This window comes from Bacillus sp. PAMC28748 (assembly GCF_014250415.1).
In the GTDB taxonomy this organism is placed as follows: domain Bacteria; phylum Bacillota; class Bacilli; order Bacillales; family Bacillaceae; genus Bacillus; species Bacillus licheniformis.
Genome location: NZ_CP060192.1, coordinates 1,702,682 through 1,718,618 on the forward strand (window position 1 = coordinate 1,702,682; position 15,937 = coordinate 1,718,618).

Genomic DNA, 15,937 nt, shown 5'->3' on the forward strand with positions numbered 1-15,937 from the left:
TTGACAGAACGATTGCTAAAGTACTTTCGCACAAAGCAAAAAGAAGTGCAATCCGAAAAAACGTATGACACCCAATGTCCATTTTGCAGCATGCAGTGCAAAATGCAGCTCATTGAACAGACGATTGTGACAAGAAAAAAGTACACGGCGGTCGGAAAAGACAATCCGACGACAAAGGGGCGGCTGTGCATGAAGGGGATGAACGCCCATCAGCACGCGTTTCATTCAGAGAGGATCACCCATCCGCTGATCAAAAAAAACAGTGAATTCGTCCGTGTGTCATGGGAAGAAGCGCTTCAGTACATCAAAGAACAAGTAACAGCGATCCAGCATGAAGACGGCCGCGATGCTTTGAGTGTATACGGCAGCGCGTCCATTACAAACGAGGAAGCGTACCTGCTCGGGAAGTTCGCCCGCGTCGCCTTGAAGACGAAGCATATTGACTACAACGGCAGGCTTTGCATGTCGGCGGCCGCAACAGCTGCAAATCAAACCTTCGGAATGGACCGGGGACTGACAAATGCCCTTTCCGAGATCCCCCATGCAAGGGTCATCATCCTCGCAGGTACGAATATCGCCGAGTGCCAGCCGACGATCATGCCGTATTTTGAAGAAGCGAAGCAAAACGGGGCGTACATCATCGTCATTGATCCCCGCGAAACGGCAACGGCCAAGATCGCCGACCTGCATTTGAAAATCAAGCCGGGAACAGACGCCGCGCTCGCAAACGGAATGCTGAAAATCATCATTGAAGAACAGCTGACAGACGGAGCGTTTATCAGAGATAGAGCTGAAGGGTTTGAAGAGGTCAAGCGCCATGTAGCATCTTTATCGCTTGAAGACATTTCGGCCAAAACCGGGATACAAATCGAGCAGATCAAAAAAGCCGCGGTAAAATTCGCCCGCGAGGAGACGGGAATGCTGTTCACGGCAAGAGGGGTTGAACAGCAGACTGACGGAACGGCTGCTGTAAGAAATTTACTGAATATTCTAATATCAACGGGGAAAATCGGCAAATTTGCTTGCGGCTACGGCGCCGTCACCGGGCAAGGAAATGGGCAGGGGGCGCGGGAGCACGGGCAGAAAGCAGACCAGCTGCCAGGTTACCGTTCGATTGAAAATGAAGCCGACCGCGCCTATATTGCGGATGTTTGGGGCATAAAAGCTGAAGATCTTCCGGGAAAAGGCGTATCCGCTTATGAAATGATGAAGAAAGTTCATGAAGGCGAAATTACAGGAATGTTTTTAATGTGTTCAAACCCTGTTGTATCCAGCCCGAACGCCGGCTTTGTCAAATCCGCTTTGGGTAAATTAAAGTTTTTTGCCGCCGTTGATTTGTTTCTTTCTGAAACGGCAATACTCGCGGATGTCGTTCTCCCAGCATCATCCTATCTCGAGGACGAAGGAACGATGACCAATCTGGAAGGCAGAGTGACATTAAGGGAAGCCTCAAAGCCGTGTCCCGGTGAAGCGAGGCATGACTGGCAAATTATTTGCGATATCGCTAAAGCGCTTGGAAAAGGCCGCTATTTTTCATATCGATCGGCAGAGGATGTTTTTAATGAATTGAGAAAAGCGAGCCGCGGCGGAATTGCCGACTATTCGGGCATCACCTATGAACGTCTGAGAAAGGAAGGCGGCATTTTATGGCCCTGTCCAGAAGAGGGGCACCCTGGAACACAGCGCCTGTTTGAATCATCCTTCTCCCACCCGGACAAAAAAGCAAGAATGTGCGTCGTCCCGAACGAACCAAAGGTCAAAAAAGATGTACCGACTGAGGAGTATCCCCTTATTCTGACGACCGGAAGGGTGATGTCTCACTATTTAACCGGGGTACAGACGAGAAGGAGCGCCGCGCTCAAGGCGAGACACTTTGAATCATTTATGGAAATCCATCCGAAAACGGCGGAAAAGTACAATATTGGCGACCGGGTGCTGGTCAGGGTGGAATCAAAAAGAGGCAGCATCATCGTCAGGAGCAAATGGTCGGAAGCCATCAGGCCGGATACCGTTTTTGTACCGATGCATTGGGCGGATTCGCAAAATGTGAACGATTTGATAGCGGAAACGCTCGATCCGTCCTGCAGCATGCCGGGATTTAAGGTTTGCTCCGTGAAAATTCGTCCGTCAGTTGACAATTTTGTGAATAAATTGTCATAAAAAGTCATAAAAAGTTTACAAAATTAACTATAATTTGTGATAGTTTTAAAGATGTAAATAGAATACTTGTTTAGGGCGTATAGTGAATTGTTTTGAAAAAGGGGAGGATCATAGTGAAAAAAAAGCAGCTTGTCCTTGTAGGGAACGGTATGGCCGGGGTCAGGGCCATTGAAGAAATTCTTAAAATTTCAAACGAAGAGTTTCAGATCACGATTTTCGGCAGCGAACCGCACCCAAACTATAACCGGATTCTTCTTTCCAAAGTGCTTCAAGGAGATACGGATGTTAAGGACATTACACTGAATGATTGGGATTGGTATGAAGAAAACGGCATTCAGCTGTATACAGGTGAAGAAGTCGTTAAAGTTGATCCGGAGTCCAAAACCGTCATCACGGATACGGGAAGAGTCCAGCCGTATGATGAACTGATTTTGGCGACAGGTTCTCTCCCTTTTATTCTGCCATTGCCCGGAGCGGATAAAGAAGGTGTAACAGCTTTCCGTGATATCAAGGATACGGATATCATGCTCGAAGCTTCCAAAACGTACAAAAAAGCAGCAGTTATCGGCGGCGGGCTGCTGGGACTGGAAGCAGCGCGCGGACTTCTCAACCTTGGCATGGATGTTACCGTTGTCCACCTCGCGCCATATTTGATGGAGCGTCAGCTTGATGCAGCCGCAGGACGGCTTTTGCAAAAAGAGCTGGAAAAGCAGGGCATGAAATTTTTACTGGAAAAGCAGACCGAAGAAATTTACGGAGAAACACGTGTCGAAGGCTTAAAATTCAAAGACGGCTCAACGCTTGAGGCCGATTTGGTCGTCATGGCGGTCGGAATCAAGCCGAACGTTCAGCTCGGCAAAGACTGCGGCCTTCCGGTAAACAGAGGAATCGTCGTCAATGATTACATGGAGACCGAAGTTCCCAACATTTACGCTGTCGGAGAATGCGCGGAGCATAGGGGCATTGCCTACGGACTTGTCGCGCCTCTTTATGAACAGGCAAAAGTGCTTGCCAAAAAAATCTGCGGCGTTGAAACGGCTCCGTATGAAGGATCTGTTTTATCTACCCAGCTGAAGGTTTCCGGTGTTGAGGTCTTTTCTGCCGGTGACTTTAATGAGGATGACGGAGAAGACAAAAAAGCGCTCAAAGTGTTTGACGAACAGGACGGAATCTACAAAAAAATCGTTCTGCGCGGCAATCAGGTGATCGGCGCCGTACTGTTCGGAGACAGCAGCGAAGGAAACAGGCTGTTTTCCATGATTCAAAAAGGAGCGGATATTTCTGATACTTCAAAAATTTCAATCTTGCAGCCTTTGAATCAGGAAGAAGGCATGAGCTTGACCGCTGCGATGAGCGACGATGAGATCGTGTGCGGCTGTAACGGCGTTTCGAAAGGAATGATCATTCAGGCGATCAAAGAGCAGGGATGCACATCGACGGATGAAATTAAAGCATGCACAGGCGCATCGCGCTCTTGCGGAGGATGTAAGCCGCTTGTCGCAGAGATTCTCCAGCATACGCTCGGCTCAGAATTTGATGCTTCAGCACAAAAAGAAGCGATTTGCGGATGTACGGACCTTTCAAGAGACGAACTCGTGGCCGAAATCAGAGAAAAAGGGCTGACCCATACAAAAGAAGTCATGAACGTGCTCGGCTGGAAAACGGCGGAAGGCTGTTCCAAATGCCGCCCTGCGCTTAACTACTACCTCGGCATGATCAATCCGAAGGAATATGAAGATGAAAGAGAATCCCGCTTCGTCAATGAACGGATGCACGCCAACATTCAAAAAGACGGCACATATTCAGTCGTACCGCGGATGTACGGCGGGGTCACCAATTCGAATGACTTGCGGCGCATCGCCGATGTCGTCGACAAATATGAAATTCCTCTAGTGAAAATGACCGGCGGCCAGCGGATCGATCTGATCGGCGTCAAAAAAGAGGATCTTCCGAAAGTATGGGCTGATCTTGACATGCCTTCTGGATTTGCTTACGGAAAAACGCTCAGAACCGTAAAAACGTGCGTAGGCGAACAGTTCTGCCGCTTCGGAACGCAAGATTCAATGGCTCTCGGAATTGACCTTGAGAAAAAATTTGAAGGGCTCTACACGCCTCACAAAATTAAAATGGCGGTTTCCGCTTGTCCGAGAAACTGTGCTGAATCCGGCATTAAAGATATCGGCGTTGTCGGCATCGACGGCGGCTGGGAAATTTACGTCGGCGGAAACGGAGGCACACATCTGCGTGCAGGCGATCTGTTAATGAAAGTCAAAACGGCTGAAGAAGTCATCGAAATCACAGGCGCATATCTCCAATACTATCGTGAAACAGCCAACTATTTAGAGCGGACATCTGCATGGATCGAACGTGTCGGCTTGTCCCACGTCCAATCCGTATTGAATGATAAAGAAAAACGCAAAGAGCTGAATGACCGCATCAATCAAGCGCTGTCTGTCCATAAAGACCCGTGGAAAGACTTTTTGGAAGACGGAAAGACAACAAGACAGCTATTCGAAAATGTTGTCACTTCCTAAAATGAAAAACCAACTTGAGGAGGAATTCACATGGTGAACAAGAACTTAACAAAGGTGTTTGTTTCGAAGGTCGGGGATTTGCCGAATCAGCTTGGGAAGACAGTGCTCATCAAGGACAAGGAAATCGCGGTATTCAAGCTTTCAAACGGCAGCGTCCGCGCGATTGAAAACCGATGCCCCCACAAAGGGGGCGTGCTTGCCGAAGGAATGGTAAGCGGCGAATTCGTCTTCTGTCCGATGCACGACTGGAAGATCAGCCTTGAAGACGGCAAAGTCCAAGAGCCTGACACGGGGTGTGTGCAGACATACGAAACGGTCGTTGAAGGCGAAGATTTGTATATCGTTTATTAAACGGCGCAACAAGCGAAACGCAATATTTCAAAAGCCTTAAGGGTCGCAGAACGTGACCCCTCTTTATTAAAAAAACAAACGCGTTCACATAATCGGCAGATGGAAGGATGACAGTTGATGGGGAATGGGAAAGTTTATTTTGTCGGGGCCGGACCGGGCGATTCAGGATTGATCACATTAAAAGGAAGAACGCTGATCGAGGCGGCGGATGTCATATTGTATGACAGGCTCGTCAATTCCCGGCTGCTTGAGCATGCAAAAGCATCATGCGAATTTGTCTACTGCGGCAAGCTCCCGGACCGCCATTATATGAGGCAAAGTGAAATCAATGCACTGCTCATTGAAAAGGGGCTGAAAGGCCTCAAAGTGGTCCGGCTGAAAGGAGGAGACCCGAGCGTGTTTGGCAGAGTCGGGGAAGAAGCGGCCGCCGTCAGCGAACACGGCATCCCGTACGAGATGGTGCCAGGCATTACATCGGGAATCGCCGCTCCTCTTTATGCCGGACTGCCTGTGACCCACCGCGATTTCGCTTCATCCTTTGCCGTTGTCACCGCCCATGATAAATCGGGCAAACCGGAGATGAATTGGGAAGGGCTGGCCAAGGGCGTCCAAACCCTCGTCTTTTACATGGGGATCAAAAACCTTGGTTATATATGCGAGCAGCTGATGAAACACGGCAAGTCCCCCCTTGTTCCCGCAATGGCCATCCAATGGGGCACATGGGGCCGGCAGCGGAGTGTTAAAGGGACATTGCAGAATATCAGGGAGAAAATAACCGAGCATCAGATCAAAAATCCCGCGATTATCGTCATCGGCGACATCGTATCATTCAGGCAGAACAGCTGGTTTGAAGAAAAGCCTTTGATCGGGCTGAACATCATGGCAGTCAAAAGCTGTGAAGAAGAACAAATTCCAGTGGAGGCGCTTCGTGAACAAGGCGCTGAAGTTGTGGAATGGCCGAAATGGAACTCGGCCGAAACGGTGCCTGACGATGCACTTTTAGGTCGAATCGCTTGTTTTGACAGCCTGCTGTTCACCTCAAGTGCGTCACTGCGCAGATTTTTCAGCCGGCTTGCTGCTTTGAAGATCGATGTCAGGGAAATGCGCGGAAGGCTTTACGCTTCAGATCAGCATGTAAAAGCAGCTCTTGAAGAACGGGGATTTGAAGCCTTTCTGCAAACGGAAATGCCGGTCTCGGGCAGCTGTTTGCTGATCGGCAGCCGGGAAGCCGTGCAAAATTACCCGCACTCCGGGTGCGAGGTATTGATTACACATGACAGGGTGATCGACAGCCGCTTTACCTCGATCATCAAACGGGAAATTGATGAGTTTCCTATTGATATAGTGTTGTTTTCAAATCGAACATGCGTCGAGCTGTTCGTAAACGAGGCGGAGACAGTCGGCCTCCATCCGGAAAAAACGGCTGCCCGTCTTCAGGCGTTCTGCCTCACTGAAGAAGCGGGGGAGAGAGCTGCAGCCGTAGGGTTTCAGCGCGTTCATGCAGTGAATGATCGCGATCGCCTGCCGGATGTCATCAAAGAGATCAACCGAACAGCCGAATTTGTCTGTCAGAGCTGAAAAAAGCAGGGGGAACCCTGCTTTTTTAGCGTGCGGCACTGCTTCTGAACAACACCTCTTTTAAGTAGCAAAGGTCTGCCTCTATATGCTTCCTCATTGATTCGGCTGCTTTTGCGTCATTTCTGTCCTGCATGTGACGCAGAATCTCCTCGTGCTGATTGATGATTTCAAGAGTGCGCTCCGGTTTTTCAAGGTTTTTGCTCCGGTAGAAAAAGGTCAGCGACCGTAAATCAAGCAGCTGTTTTTGCAGGCGTTCGTTTTCGCTCGCTTCGATGATGGCATCATGAAATTGCGTATTTAGGCGAAGCAGAGCATTAGCCGACTCCGGACCTTGGCTTTTCTGGTGCTTATGCGCCTCAGAGAGCGTTTCGGAAATGAGCTCCAGTGTTTCATTAGAGGCAAGGCGAGTCGCCAAAGAAACGGCCAGGGATTCGAGCGCCTGACGGCATTGGTATATTTCTTCAAGATCTTTGATTGTCGGTTCATAAACTGTAATTTTTGATTTATCATCTATCAATAACAGGCCTTCTTGTTCAAGTGTCCGAATCGCCTCTCTGACGGGGCTGCGGCTCACTTGCAGCTCCTTGGCGATTTTGGATTCATAGATCCGTTCGCCGGGCTGATATCCTCCTTTAATAATCATATCTTTTAAATAATGATGGACTTGATCATGATAAGAGACTGCACGTTGGATCGAAAACTTCACGCTGTTCACCTCGTTTATTTTTCACTGCGGAAATCACTAATAGTCTAGCAAAAAGAGAGAAATACCATCAATCTAAAATTACCATAATATTGAGTATTTTGTGACAAAAAAGTGTTGACTGCCATTAGCTGTCCGTTATAATTAAGTTATAACTGTCGACAGTCGGCAGATTACTTTTTGATTATTATTGTAAGCGCTTTATCGTTAGAGGGGAAGGGGGAGTTTTTTATGAAATCAAGCGTTGTGTCAGCATGGGATATGCTTTGGAGATCACACCGGGAAGCAAAGAGGCTGCTTTTGTTCGCCATGCCTGTCAGGGCGGGAAAAGATGCCGGTTTAAAGATAAATTCGGAACAAACCATGAAGGAAGAGAAGCCGCCGAGCTATAAAACGCCTCAAAAAATCGGGCTGCTGCTTGGTCCTGCATTGTTTTTCGCTGTCCTTTTGTTCTTTTTTCCCGAGGGTCTGAGCTATGAAGGTAGAATGGTATTGGCGACTACTTTGTGGGTTGCGGTTTGGTGGATTACGGAGGCTGTTCCGATTCCGGCTGCATCATTGCTGCCGATCGTGCTGCTTCCGCTGACGGGGGCGCTGGAAGGGGCAGCTGTCACGTCGAGCTACGGCGATCCGATCGTCTTTTTATTCTTAGGGGGCTTCTTGATTGCACTTGCGATGGAACGTTGGAATCTCCATAAACGGATTGCGCTCAATATTATTTCTGTAGTGGGCACGAGCACCTCGAGGATCGTCCTCGGTTTTATGGCGGCCACAGGATTTTTGTCTATGTGGGTCTCAAATACGGCCGCTGTGATGATGATGCTTCCAATTGGAACCGCTATCATTCATCAGGTATCAGCTGTCATAAAGTCTGAAAGAAAAGATTTAGCCGCAGAAGAGGCGAAATTTTCAAAAGCGCTGATCTTCAGCATCGGGTATGCGGGGACAATCGGCGGACTCGGTACGCTGATCGGCACGCCGCCGAACATTATTTTGGCGGCCAATATTAAGAAGCTGTACGGAGTTGAAGTGTCTTTCGGCGGATGGATGGCTTTTGCCGTTCCGGTCGTCGTCATTTTGCTTGTAGCGGTATGGCTGTACTTGACGAAAGTGGCGCATCCGATCAAGATGAAGGAGCTTCCGGGCGGAAAAGAATTGATTCTCGAAGAAAAAAGAAAGCTTGGAAAGATGAGTTTTGAAGAAACAATGGTTCTGCTCGTCTTCGGGTTTGCCGCGTTTATGTGGGTGACGAGAACGTTTTTATGGGATGACAAAATACCGGGTATTGACGATACAATGATTGCGATATTCGCCGCTTCATTGCTCTTCTTGATCCCTTCGCTCAATAAAGGGGGCAGGGTATTGGACTGGTCGGTATCGAAGGACTTGCCGTGGGGGATTCTCCTTTTATTCGGAGGAGGCTTGGCGCTCGCAACAGGTTTTAAAGAAACGGGTCTGGCGGAGTGGATCGGCGGAAGGCTGACGGTATTGGATGGATTTAACTTTGTGGTTATTGTCATCATCTCAACGGCATTGGTGCTGTTTTTGACGGAGATTACGTCGAATACGGCTACGGCGACCATGATTCTGCCTGTACTGGCCTCGCTCGCTTTAGCGCTGAATGTTCATCCGTACGCATTAATGGTGCCTGCTGCAATGGCGGCAAACTGCGCCTTCATGCTGCCGGTCGGCACGCCGCCGAATGCAATTATTTTCGCATCGGGCAAATTGAAGATCAGCGAAATGGTTCGAACCGGCTTTGTCATTAATATTTTCACACTAATTTTAATCGTCGGAGCTGTGTTCTACATTCTTCCGCATTTATGGGGAGTAGATCTGACCGTCTTCCCCGACAATCTGAAATCGAATTGATGAAGCGAAGCCGGAGCTTAAGCCCCGGCTTTTGGTCATGGTGAAGCTTGCAATTGATCGTTCAGCAGCCATTTAAAAAGAGAAAAAAATGAAACTGCTGAAAAAAAAGATGATCAGCATGAACAACCCTGTACTGCCGCATCGATACCCATTTCTATTCATAGATTGTGTTGTAGAGAGTGAGCCGGGAAAATGGGTGAAAGGCTATAAATTCATAACGGAAAACGACTGGTTCATCACCGAAAATCAAAAGGAAATGCCATTTTCATCTTAATAGAAGCGCTGGCTCAGACCGCAGCATTTACTGCGTTGAAAGAACCGGCTGAAATCGGCTTTCTGTCTTCGGTGAAAAAAGCCGAATGCACCGGCAAGGCCGTTGTGGGAGACAAACTTGATCTATACTTTGAAGTTTCCCGCTATAAACGGGGGTTTTTATTCGGCAAAGGAACCGCCTCAGTAAACGGAAAACCTGCAGTGAAAGCAGAGATCGGAATTTTTATGGAGCAAAGTGAAAGCGGGGGAGAAGATTGATAGAAATAAAGCCTGTCGCGTTTGTGGAAAACTTGCGGACTTTCCCGAAGGATGATCATTGGGGCGATGTGATTTCTGAAATTAAGTTGGCTGAAGGCATCCATCCGGACGCTTTAAAAGGGATCGAAGAATTTTCCCATTTGGACATTATCTTTTACTTTCATCAAGTAAAAGAGGAACACATTCAATATAAGGCGAGGCGCCCGAGAAACAATAAAAACTATCCTGAGACAGGCATTTTCGCCCAACGGGGAAAAAACAGGCCGAACAGGCTCGGCGCGACCGTTGTCACCCTCCTTGAAAAATCCGGGAGCAAGCTTGTAGTGAAAGGGTTGGATGCGATTGACGGAACACCTGTAATCGATATCAAACCGGTGATGAAAGAGTTTCTCCCGAAAGGACAAATCATACAGCCGAAATGGTCGGAAGATTTGATGAAAGTATATTGGCATGCAGCTGATTGATAGAAAAAACCTCTCAACACCTTCTGAGAGGTTTTTTCATGCTTATACGATAAAAAAGAAGGATATCAGACCAATCTTGAAGATCGGAAGTCCCATGAATTGTGCCCAATCGGCAAACAAAATGAAAGCGCTTTATTATATGATGTCAATAAGGGGGTCGCAAAAATGATCAACGAGAAACGTCCTGCTCAATTGCTCCAATATTTGCTGCGTGTCAGAGAGGCGACAATGCATCAGCTGATTGATCATTTTCAATTATCGAAACGGCAAATCTGCTATGACCTGGACAAAATCAATCATTGGCTGACCGGCAAGCAGCTGCCTGAAATCGAATATAAAAGAAAGAACAGGCTGGCCGTTCCGGAAACATTGCTTGAATTGCGGTTCTCCGAAGCCTGTTCAGACATCGGCCGCTCGTTTATTTTTACGCAGGAAGAGCGGATCAAGGCCTTGTACATGTTTCTGTTTGTCCGCAGGGAGCCGATTTCATCCGCTCATCTGACACAGCTATTGCAGGTCAGCAAAAATACGGTCATGAATGATGTGAAAAAAGCGAATGAGGCGCTGACTCCGTTTTTAGTGGCGATCAAATATACAAGACAGCGCGGCTATCATTTAATAGGAAGCGAGTTTGATAAAAGAGTTCCCGTCATGCACCACCTTTCTTCTTTCCTGCAAAAGCCTTACGGCAAAGAAATCCTTCATTATATTTTAAAAATTTCCGGCTCGCGCGATCACAAACAACAAGAATTTAAAAGAGCGGTTGAACTTGTCTCAAAAGAATACGGGCTTCAACTCGTCGAAGAAAGGCTTAATGAATTTATCTACTTTCTGATGATGTATTCGATCAGAGTGGCCGAAGGAAAAATTGTCCGTTTTCACCAGGAGGAGGGTGAGCTTTTAAAGCAAAGTCCGCTGAAAAACGCAGCCGTAAGGCTTGTGAATGAGCTTCGGATTCCCGTTCATGAAACGGAACTTTGCTACATTTTGATCCAGCTGCTCGGTCTTTCATTCGGACAGCAGCCGGCGCATGATCCGCTTTATCAGCTGTGTGAAAAACTTGTATTTGAATTTGAATCAAGAGCATGCATCACATTTCCCAGGAGGCGCGAGGTGGCGGAATCTCTTTACCGGCACTTGAAGCCGGCATATTTCAGAATGAAATACCGCATTCCGATTCACAATCCCTTGCTCAGCAAAATTAAGAAAGAGCATAAAGAACTGTTTACCATCGTTCAAAAGCTGATGCGGCACCTTGAAGCGCTGTTGAACAAACCGGTTCCAGAGGAAGAAATCGGCTTTATCACAATTCATTTTGGTGCATTGCTTGAGCAGCCGGTGCAGTCCGGGTCATCCAAAAAGACGGCAGTCGTCGTCTGTCCGAGCGGTGTCAGCTCATCCTTAATGGTCAGGCGCCAGCTTGAATCGTTATTTTCAGAGATTGTCGTTGAGAAAGCGATGTCTTTGCAGGAATTCACACCTGACGTCTTTGATCATTATGATGCCGTGTTTTCCACCGTTGAGCTGAAAACCAAAAAGCGATACTACATGGTCAGGCCGCTGATGACGCCCGCTGAAAAAAGCAGGCTTGTCAATGAAGTGTATCAGGAAATGTTCGGTGTGAAGCAAAGGGAGCTTTTGACAGACGAATTTCTTCACATCCTCAAGAAGCACGCCAAAATCATAGATGAAAAAGGACTAAGAGAATCATTGAAAAATATTGCATTTGTTCAAAAAGTGACGGAAACAAGGGGGAAACGACCAGTGCTGAAAGATCTTCTGACAGATGAAACCATTCAAATGGCCGACCAAATCAAAGGCTGGGAAGAAGCGATTCAAACAGCGGCAAAGCCTTTGCTTGATAAGGAGGTGATCTTGAAGGAATACACGGATGCCATGATCGACAATGTCAAAACGATGGGACCTTATATGATTATCGGCCCCGAGATTGCCATCCCTCATGCAAGACCTGAAAAGGGCGTCCAAAAGGTGGGAATGAGTCTCCTGAAACTGAAGGAGCCGGTCTATTTTTTGGATGATGAGCAGTATCCGGTAAGGCTTTTGTTTTGCATTGCGGCGGTTGACCATACGACACATCTGAAAGCACTTTCCCAACTGACCCGGCTTCTCAGCAATAAAGAAAATCAGGATTCCTTAAAGGAAACCGAGTCGTTGGAGCATATCAAACGTTTAATCGAAGCCTATTCATCCAATTAAAAACAGGAGGGATAATATGAAGATATTGGCAGTTTGCGGATCAGGACTCGGAAGCAGTTTTATGCTGGAAATGAATATTAAGGATATTTTGCAGGAAATGGGGTTAATGGAGATCGAGGTGGATCATTCGGATTTGAGTTCAGCGTCTCCTGATCAAGCGGATTTGTTTGTCGTTGCCAAAGATATCGCGGAAGGAGCGGCCCACCTGCGCGATATCGTCGTGCTTGAAAGCATTATAGACATGGATGAACTGAAAACAAAACTGGTTAAAACATTGCAGGAAAAAGGAGTGCTTTAATCACAGAAAAGGAGGAACTGCAAATGGGTGAAAGAGCGCTAAAGCTGATGATGGATGTGTTAAGCCAGCCGGCTGTATTAATTGCAGCCATTTCTCTTATCGGTCTTCTGCTTCAAAAAAAGCCTGCCAATGAAATTGTGAAAGGGACGACCAAATCGTTTTTAGGCTTTATCGTGATTTCAGCCGGGGCGGGCATCCTTGTTGGCTCGCTTGAGCCGTTCGGAAAGATGTTTCAAGCCGCCTTTCATGTGAACGGCGTCGTTCCGAACAATGAAGCGATTGTCGCGATGGCGCTCAATGAATACGGGACGGCAACAGCGCTGATCATGTTTTTCGGGATGCTGTCCAACATCTTAATTGCCCGTTTTACCAGATTAAAATACATTTTTTTGACCGGGCATCACACATTGTATATGGCATGTTTAATCGCCGTTATACTGGCGGTGGCGGGTTTGAAGGGCCCGTTTTTGATCGGCGTCGGAGCTGTTTCGCTCGGCTTGACAATGAGTTTGTTTCCGGCGATGGTTCAGCCTTTTATGAAAAAGATAACCGGCAATGATAAGGTCGCGTTCGGCCATTTTTCTTCAATCGGTTACGCTGTGTCCGGGTTAATCGGCAAAGCGGCAGGCAAGGGCTCGCGCTCAACTGAAAAAATCCGGTTTCCAAACGGCCTCGGATTTTTAAGGGACAGCTCTGTCAGCATTGCGCTCACTATGACCATCTTGTACGTTTTGATTGCCTTATTTGCAGGGGCGGGCTATGTGGAGCGCGAGTTGAGCGGCGGTACGCATTATCTTGTCTTCTCCGTTATTCAAGCGGTCACATTTGCGGCAGGGGTGTTTATTATTCTTTCGGGAGTCAGACTCGTGCTCGCGGAGATCGTTCCGGCTTTTAAAGGCATATCTGACAAACTCGTACCGGATTCCAAGCCGGCACTGGATTGTCCGATCATTTTTCCGTACGCGCCAAACGCCGTATTAATCGGCTTTTTTTGCAGCTTCATTGGCGGCATCACCGGCATGCTGATTCTCGGAGCGGCCGGAGCCGTCATCGTTCTTCCCGGAGTGGTTCCCCACTTTTTCACAGGAGCTTCGGCCGGCGTCTTCGGAAACGCTGCAGGGGGGATACGGGGAGCGGTCTTGGGGTCTTTTGTCAACGGTCTGATTATCACGTTTTTCCCTGTGTTCCTGCTGCCGGTCATGGGTGATTTAGGCTTTGCCAATACGACATTTTCCGATACCGATTTTGCCGCAACAGGAATCGTGCTTGGGCATGCGGTGAAACTGCTGGGATCTGGAGGCGTTGTAATTGGAATCGCAGCGGTAGTGGTTGGCGCAGTCTTGTTCGGCTTTAAACGCGGAAAGGCGGAAAAGCCAGATCAGAAAGTCGAAGCATAAAGGAGTGGGCAATGATGTCAGTAAGGGAAATCGATATGGAGCGTTTTCGTGATCAAATCAGGCTGCTGACATTGAAACAGCTTCATCACCTCGGCTTTGGACATTATGGTGGCAGCTTGTCAATCGCCGATGTGTTGGCCGTTTTGTATGGAAAGGTGATGAAAATAGATCCTGCCAATCCGTCGTGGGAAGATCGGGACTTCTTTATCCTTTCAAAAGGGCACGGCGGCCCCGCCTTATATGCAGCGCTTCATCTTTCCGGCTATTTTGAAGAAGATGTGCTCTATACGCTAAACCAAAACGGCACAGCTCTTCCGTCGCACCCTGACCGAAATTTAACACCGGGAGTCGATATGACGACCGGGTCGCTGGGCCAGGGGATCTCGGCTGCAGCAGGAGTCGCGCTGTCGCACAAGCTTTCAGGACGCGCTAACCGCACCTTTGTCATTGTCGGCGACGGGGAGCTGAACGAAGGCCAATGCTGGGAAGCGATCCAATTTGCGGCGCACCATAAGCTCCGCAATCTTTATGTGTTTGTGGATGATAATAAACAACAGCTGGACGGCCCGACGAAAGAGATTATCGATCCGCTGGATTTTGTCAGCAAATTTAGAGCCTTCGGGTTTTATTCCGAAAGGGTAAACGGACACGAACCGGAAGCGATTTATCGTGCGGTCAAAAGAGGCGAAGCCCAGCGGGAAAGGCCGGTTGCCGTCATCCTTGATACGGTGAAGGGAAAGGGCATCCCTTATTTTGAAAAAATGGAGAACAGCCACCACATTAGAGCAAATGAAGAGCAAAACCGCATGATCGAAAGGATCATTTTGACGCTTGAAGAAAAGGAAGTGAGGGCATGAATGAGGCGGCAAATGTAGAGCTGGACGCTGTTGAAATGAGGCAGGCATACAGCTCAGCCGTTTATGAACTGGCTCAAGAAAACACGGACATCGTGGCCTTGGAAGCGGATTTGATGAGCTCGATCTCCATGGACAAAGTCAAACGGCGCATTCCCGAGCAAGTGATCAATTGCGGTGTCATGGAAGCCAATATGATAGGGATTGCGGCCGGGCTTTCGTTAACCGGAAGAATCCCGTTTGTTCACACGTTCGCTCAGTTTGCGACAAGACGCTGTTTTGACCAGCTGTTTGTTTCAGGTGCATATGCCAAAACAAACATTAAGATTCTCGGATCAGATTCGGGAATTACGGCTGAACATAACGGCGGAACCCATATGGCCTTTGAAGATTTGGGACTCGCCCGGCTGATCCCAAACGCCTTTGTTTATGAAGCAAGCGATGCGGCAATGCTCAAATTTTTGATCAAAAAGGCTGCGGCAGAGTACGGCATTCACTATATCAGGACGATCAGAAAAAAGGCTGTCAGGCTTTATGATGAACACGAAACATTCGCAGACGGAAAAGCAAAAGTTCTCAAAGATGGCAGCGATGCGGCGCTGTTTGCCAGCGGCATCATGGTCGCCGAAGCTTTGCAGGCGGCTGAACTGCTAAAAGAAAAAGGAATCGATGCAGCAGTGATCGATATGTATTGCATCAAGCCGATTGATCAAGAAACGGTGGTTCGTTATGCACAAAAAACGAATGCGATTGTCACGGCTGAAAACCATAATGTCATAGGCGGATTGGGAAGCGCAGTTGCGGAAGTGCTGAGTGAACATTATCCCGCGCCGCTTAAAAGAATCGGGGTTCATGAAGCCTTCGGGCAGGTCGGGACAATCGATTATTTGAAAAAATCTTACCGTTTGACCGCAGAACACATTGCACTGGCGGCGGAACAGCTCGTTTAAGATTTCTTTGTCCTGGCCGATTTTTATA

The 15,937-nt window shown here is 48.0% G+C and carries 12 protein-coding genes and 1 pseudogene; 12 read left to right on the forward strand and 1 reads right to left on the reverse strand.

What is annotated here, in order from left to right:
- From H7F26_RS08625 to cobA, 4 genes are all read left to right on the forward strand, one after another.
- On the forward strand, positions 1-2,160 hold the full coding sequence (locus H7F26_RS08625; protein WP_016885148.1) for an assimilatory nitrate reductase catalytic subunit NasC: 2,160 nt from the start codon (positions 1-3) through the stop codon (positions 2,158-2,160).
- Between the two features lie 113 nt (positions 2,161-2,273).
- Positions 2,274-4,694, forward strand: a complete 2,421-nt coding sequence (gene nirB / locus H7F26_RS08630; protein ID WP_003178981.1) for a nitrite reductase large subunit NirB — start codon at positions 2,274-2,276, stop codon at positions 4,692-4,694.
- 30 nt (positions 4,695-4,724) lie between these two features.
- A complete protein-coding gene (nirD, locus tag H7F26_RS08635) occupies positions 4,725-5,045 on the forward strand; it encodes a nitrite reductase small subunit NirD (protein ID WP_061565960.1) in 321 nt (106 codons plus the stop codon).
- Positions 5,046-5,162: 117 nt separating this feature from the next.
- Positions 5,163-6,623: a uroporphyrinogen-III C-methyltransferase gene (cobA, locus tag H7F26_RS08640; RefSeq protein WP_009330169.1), complete on the forward strand. Its 1,461-nt coding sequence runs from the start codon at positions 5,163-5,165 to the stop codon at positions 6,621-6,623.
- Positions 6,624-6,648: 25 nt separating this feature from the next.
- Here cobA and H7F26_RS08645 read toward each other — a convergent pair whose 3' ends face one another.
- On the reverse strand, positions 6,649-7,329 hold the full coding sequence (locus tag H7F26_RS08645) for a GntR family transcriptional regulator (protein WP_003178989.1): 681 nt from the start codon (positions 7,327-7,329) through the stop codon (positions 6,649-6,651).
- Between the two features lie 228 nt (positions 7,330-7,557).
- Here H7F26_RS08645 and H7F26_RS08650 point away from each other — a divergent pair, with 228 nt between their 5' ends.
- The 8 genes and pseudogenes from H7F26_RS08650 (at position 7,558) to H7F26_RS08690 (ending at position 15,909) form a co-directional block, all read left to right on the forward strand.
- Complete coding sequence (locus H7F26_RS08650; protein ID WP_009330168.1) at positions 7,558-9,198, forward strand: SLC13 family permease; 1,641 nt, start codon at positions 7,558-7,560, stop codon at positions 9,196-9,198.
- Between the two features lie 118 nt (positions 9,199-9,316).
- Positions 9,317-9,729: pseudogene (locus tag H7F26_RS21910) on the forward strand (3-hydroxyacyl-ACP dehydratase FabZ family protein).
- Complete coding sequence (gene tsaA / locus H7F26_RS08665; protein WP_003178998.1) at positions 9,726-10,193, forward strand: tRNA (N6-threonylcarbamoyladenosine(37)-N6)-methyltransferase TrmO; 468 nt, start codon at positions 9,726-9,728, stop codon at positions 10,191-10,193. The pseudogene H7F26_RS21910 and the gene tsaA overlap by 4 nt, the downstream one beginning before the upstream one ends.
- 165 nt (positions 10,194-10,358) lie before the next feature.
- Positions 10,359-12,410, forward strand: coding sequence for a BglG family transcription antiterminator (locus tag H7F26_RS08670; RefSeq protein ID WP_003179000.1), 2,052 nt, complete (start codon positions 10,359-10,361; stop codon positions 12,408-12,410).
- Positions 12,411-12,426: 16 nt separating this feature from the next.
- Positions 12,427-12,708, forward strand: coding sequence for a PTS sugar transporter subunit IIB (locus H7F26_RS08675; protein ID WP_003179002.1), 282 nt, complete (start codon positions 12,427-12,429; stop codon positions 12,706-12,708).
- Between the two features lie 23 nt (positions 12,709-12,731).
- A complete protein-coding gene (locus tag H7F26_RS08680; protein WP_003179004.1) occupies positions 12,732-14,105 on the forward strand; it encodes a PTS ascorbate transporter subunit IIC in 1,374 nt (457 codons plus the stop codon).
- Positions 14,106-14,119: 14 nt separating this feature from the next.
- A complete protein-coding gene (locus H7F26_RS08685; RefSeq protein WP_011197555.1) occupies positions 14,120-14,962 on the forward strand; it encodes a transketolase in 843 nt (280 codons plus the stop codon).
- Positions 14,959-15,909 carry a transketolase family protein gene (locus tag H7F26_RS08690; RefSeq protein ID WP_003179009.1) on the forward strand — a complete coding sequence of 317 codons (951 nt, stop codon included), beginning with the start codon at positions 14,959-14,961 and terminating at the stop codon, positions 15,907-15,909. The genes H7F26_RS08685 and H7F26_RS08690 overlap by 4 nt, the downstream gene beginning before the upstream one ends.
- The last annotated feature ends 28 nt before the right edge of the window (positions 15,910-15,937 follow it).

Excerpts from the sequence above, each read along its gene's own strand:
- nirD (WP_061565960.1), top strand. The coding sequence starts at position 4,725 with ATGGTGAACAAGAACTTAACAAAGGTGTTTGTTTCGAAGGTCGGGGAT.
- cobA (WP_009330169.1), top strand. The coding sequence starts at position 5,163 with ATGGGGAATGGGAAAGTTTATTTTGTCGGGGCCGGACCGGGCGATTCA.
- H7F26_RS08650 (WP_009330168.1), top strand. The coding sequence starts at position 7,558 with ATGAAATCAAGCGTTGTGTCAGCATGGGATATGCTTTGGAGATCACAC.
- H7F26_RS08670 (WP_003179000.1), top strand. The coding sequence starts at position 10,359 with ATGATCAACGAGAAACGTCCTGCTCAATTGCTCCAATATTTGCTGCGT.
- H7F26_RS08675 (WP_003179002.1), top strand. The coding sequence starts at position 12,427 with ATGAAGATATTGGCAGTTTGCGGATCAGGACTCGGAAGCAGTTTTATG.
- H7F26_RS08680 (WP_003179004.1), top strand. The coding sequence starts at position 12,732 with ATGGGTGAAAGAGCGCTAAAGCTGATGATGGATGTGTTAAGCCAGCCG.
- H7F26_RS08685 (WP_011197555.1), top strand. The coding sequence starts at position 14,120 with ATGTCAGTAAGGGAAATCGATATGGAGCGTTTTCGTGATCAAATCAGG.
- H7F26_RS08690 (WP_003179009.1), top strand. The coding sequence starts at position 14,959 with ATGAATGAGGCGGCAAATGTAGAGCTGGACGCTGTTGAAATGAGGCAG.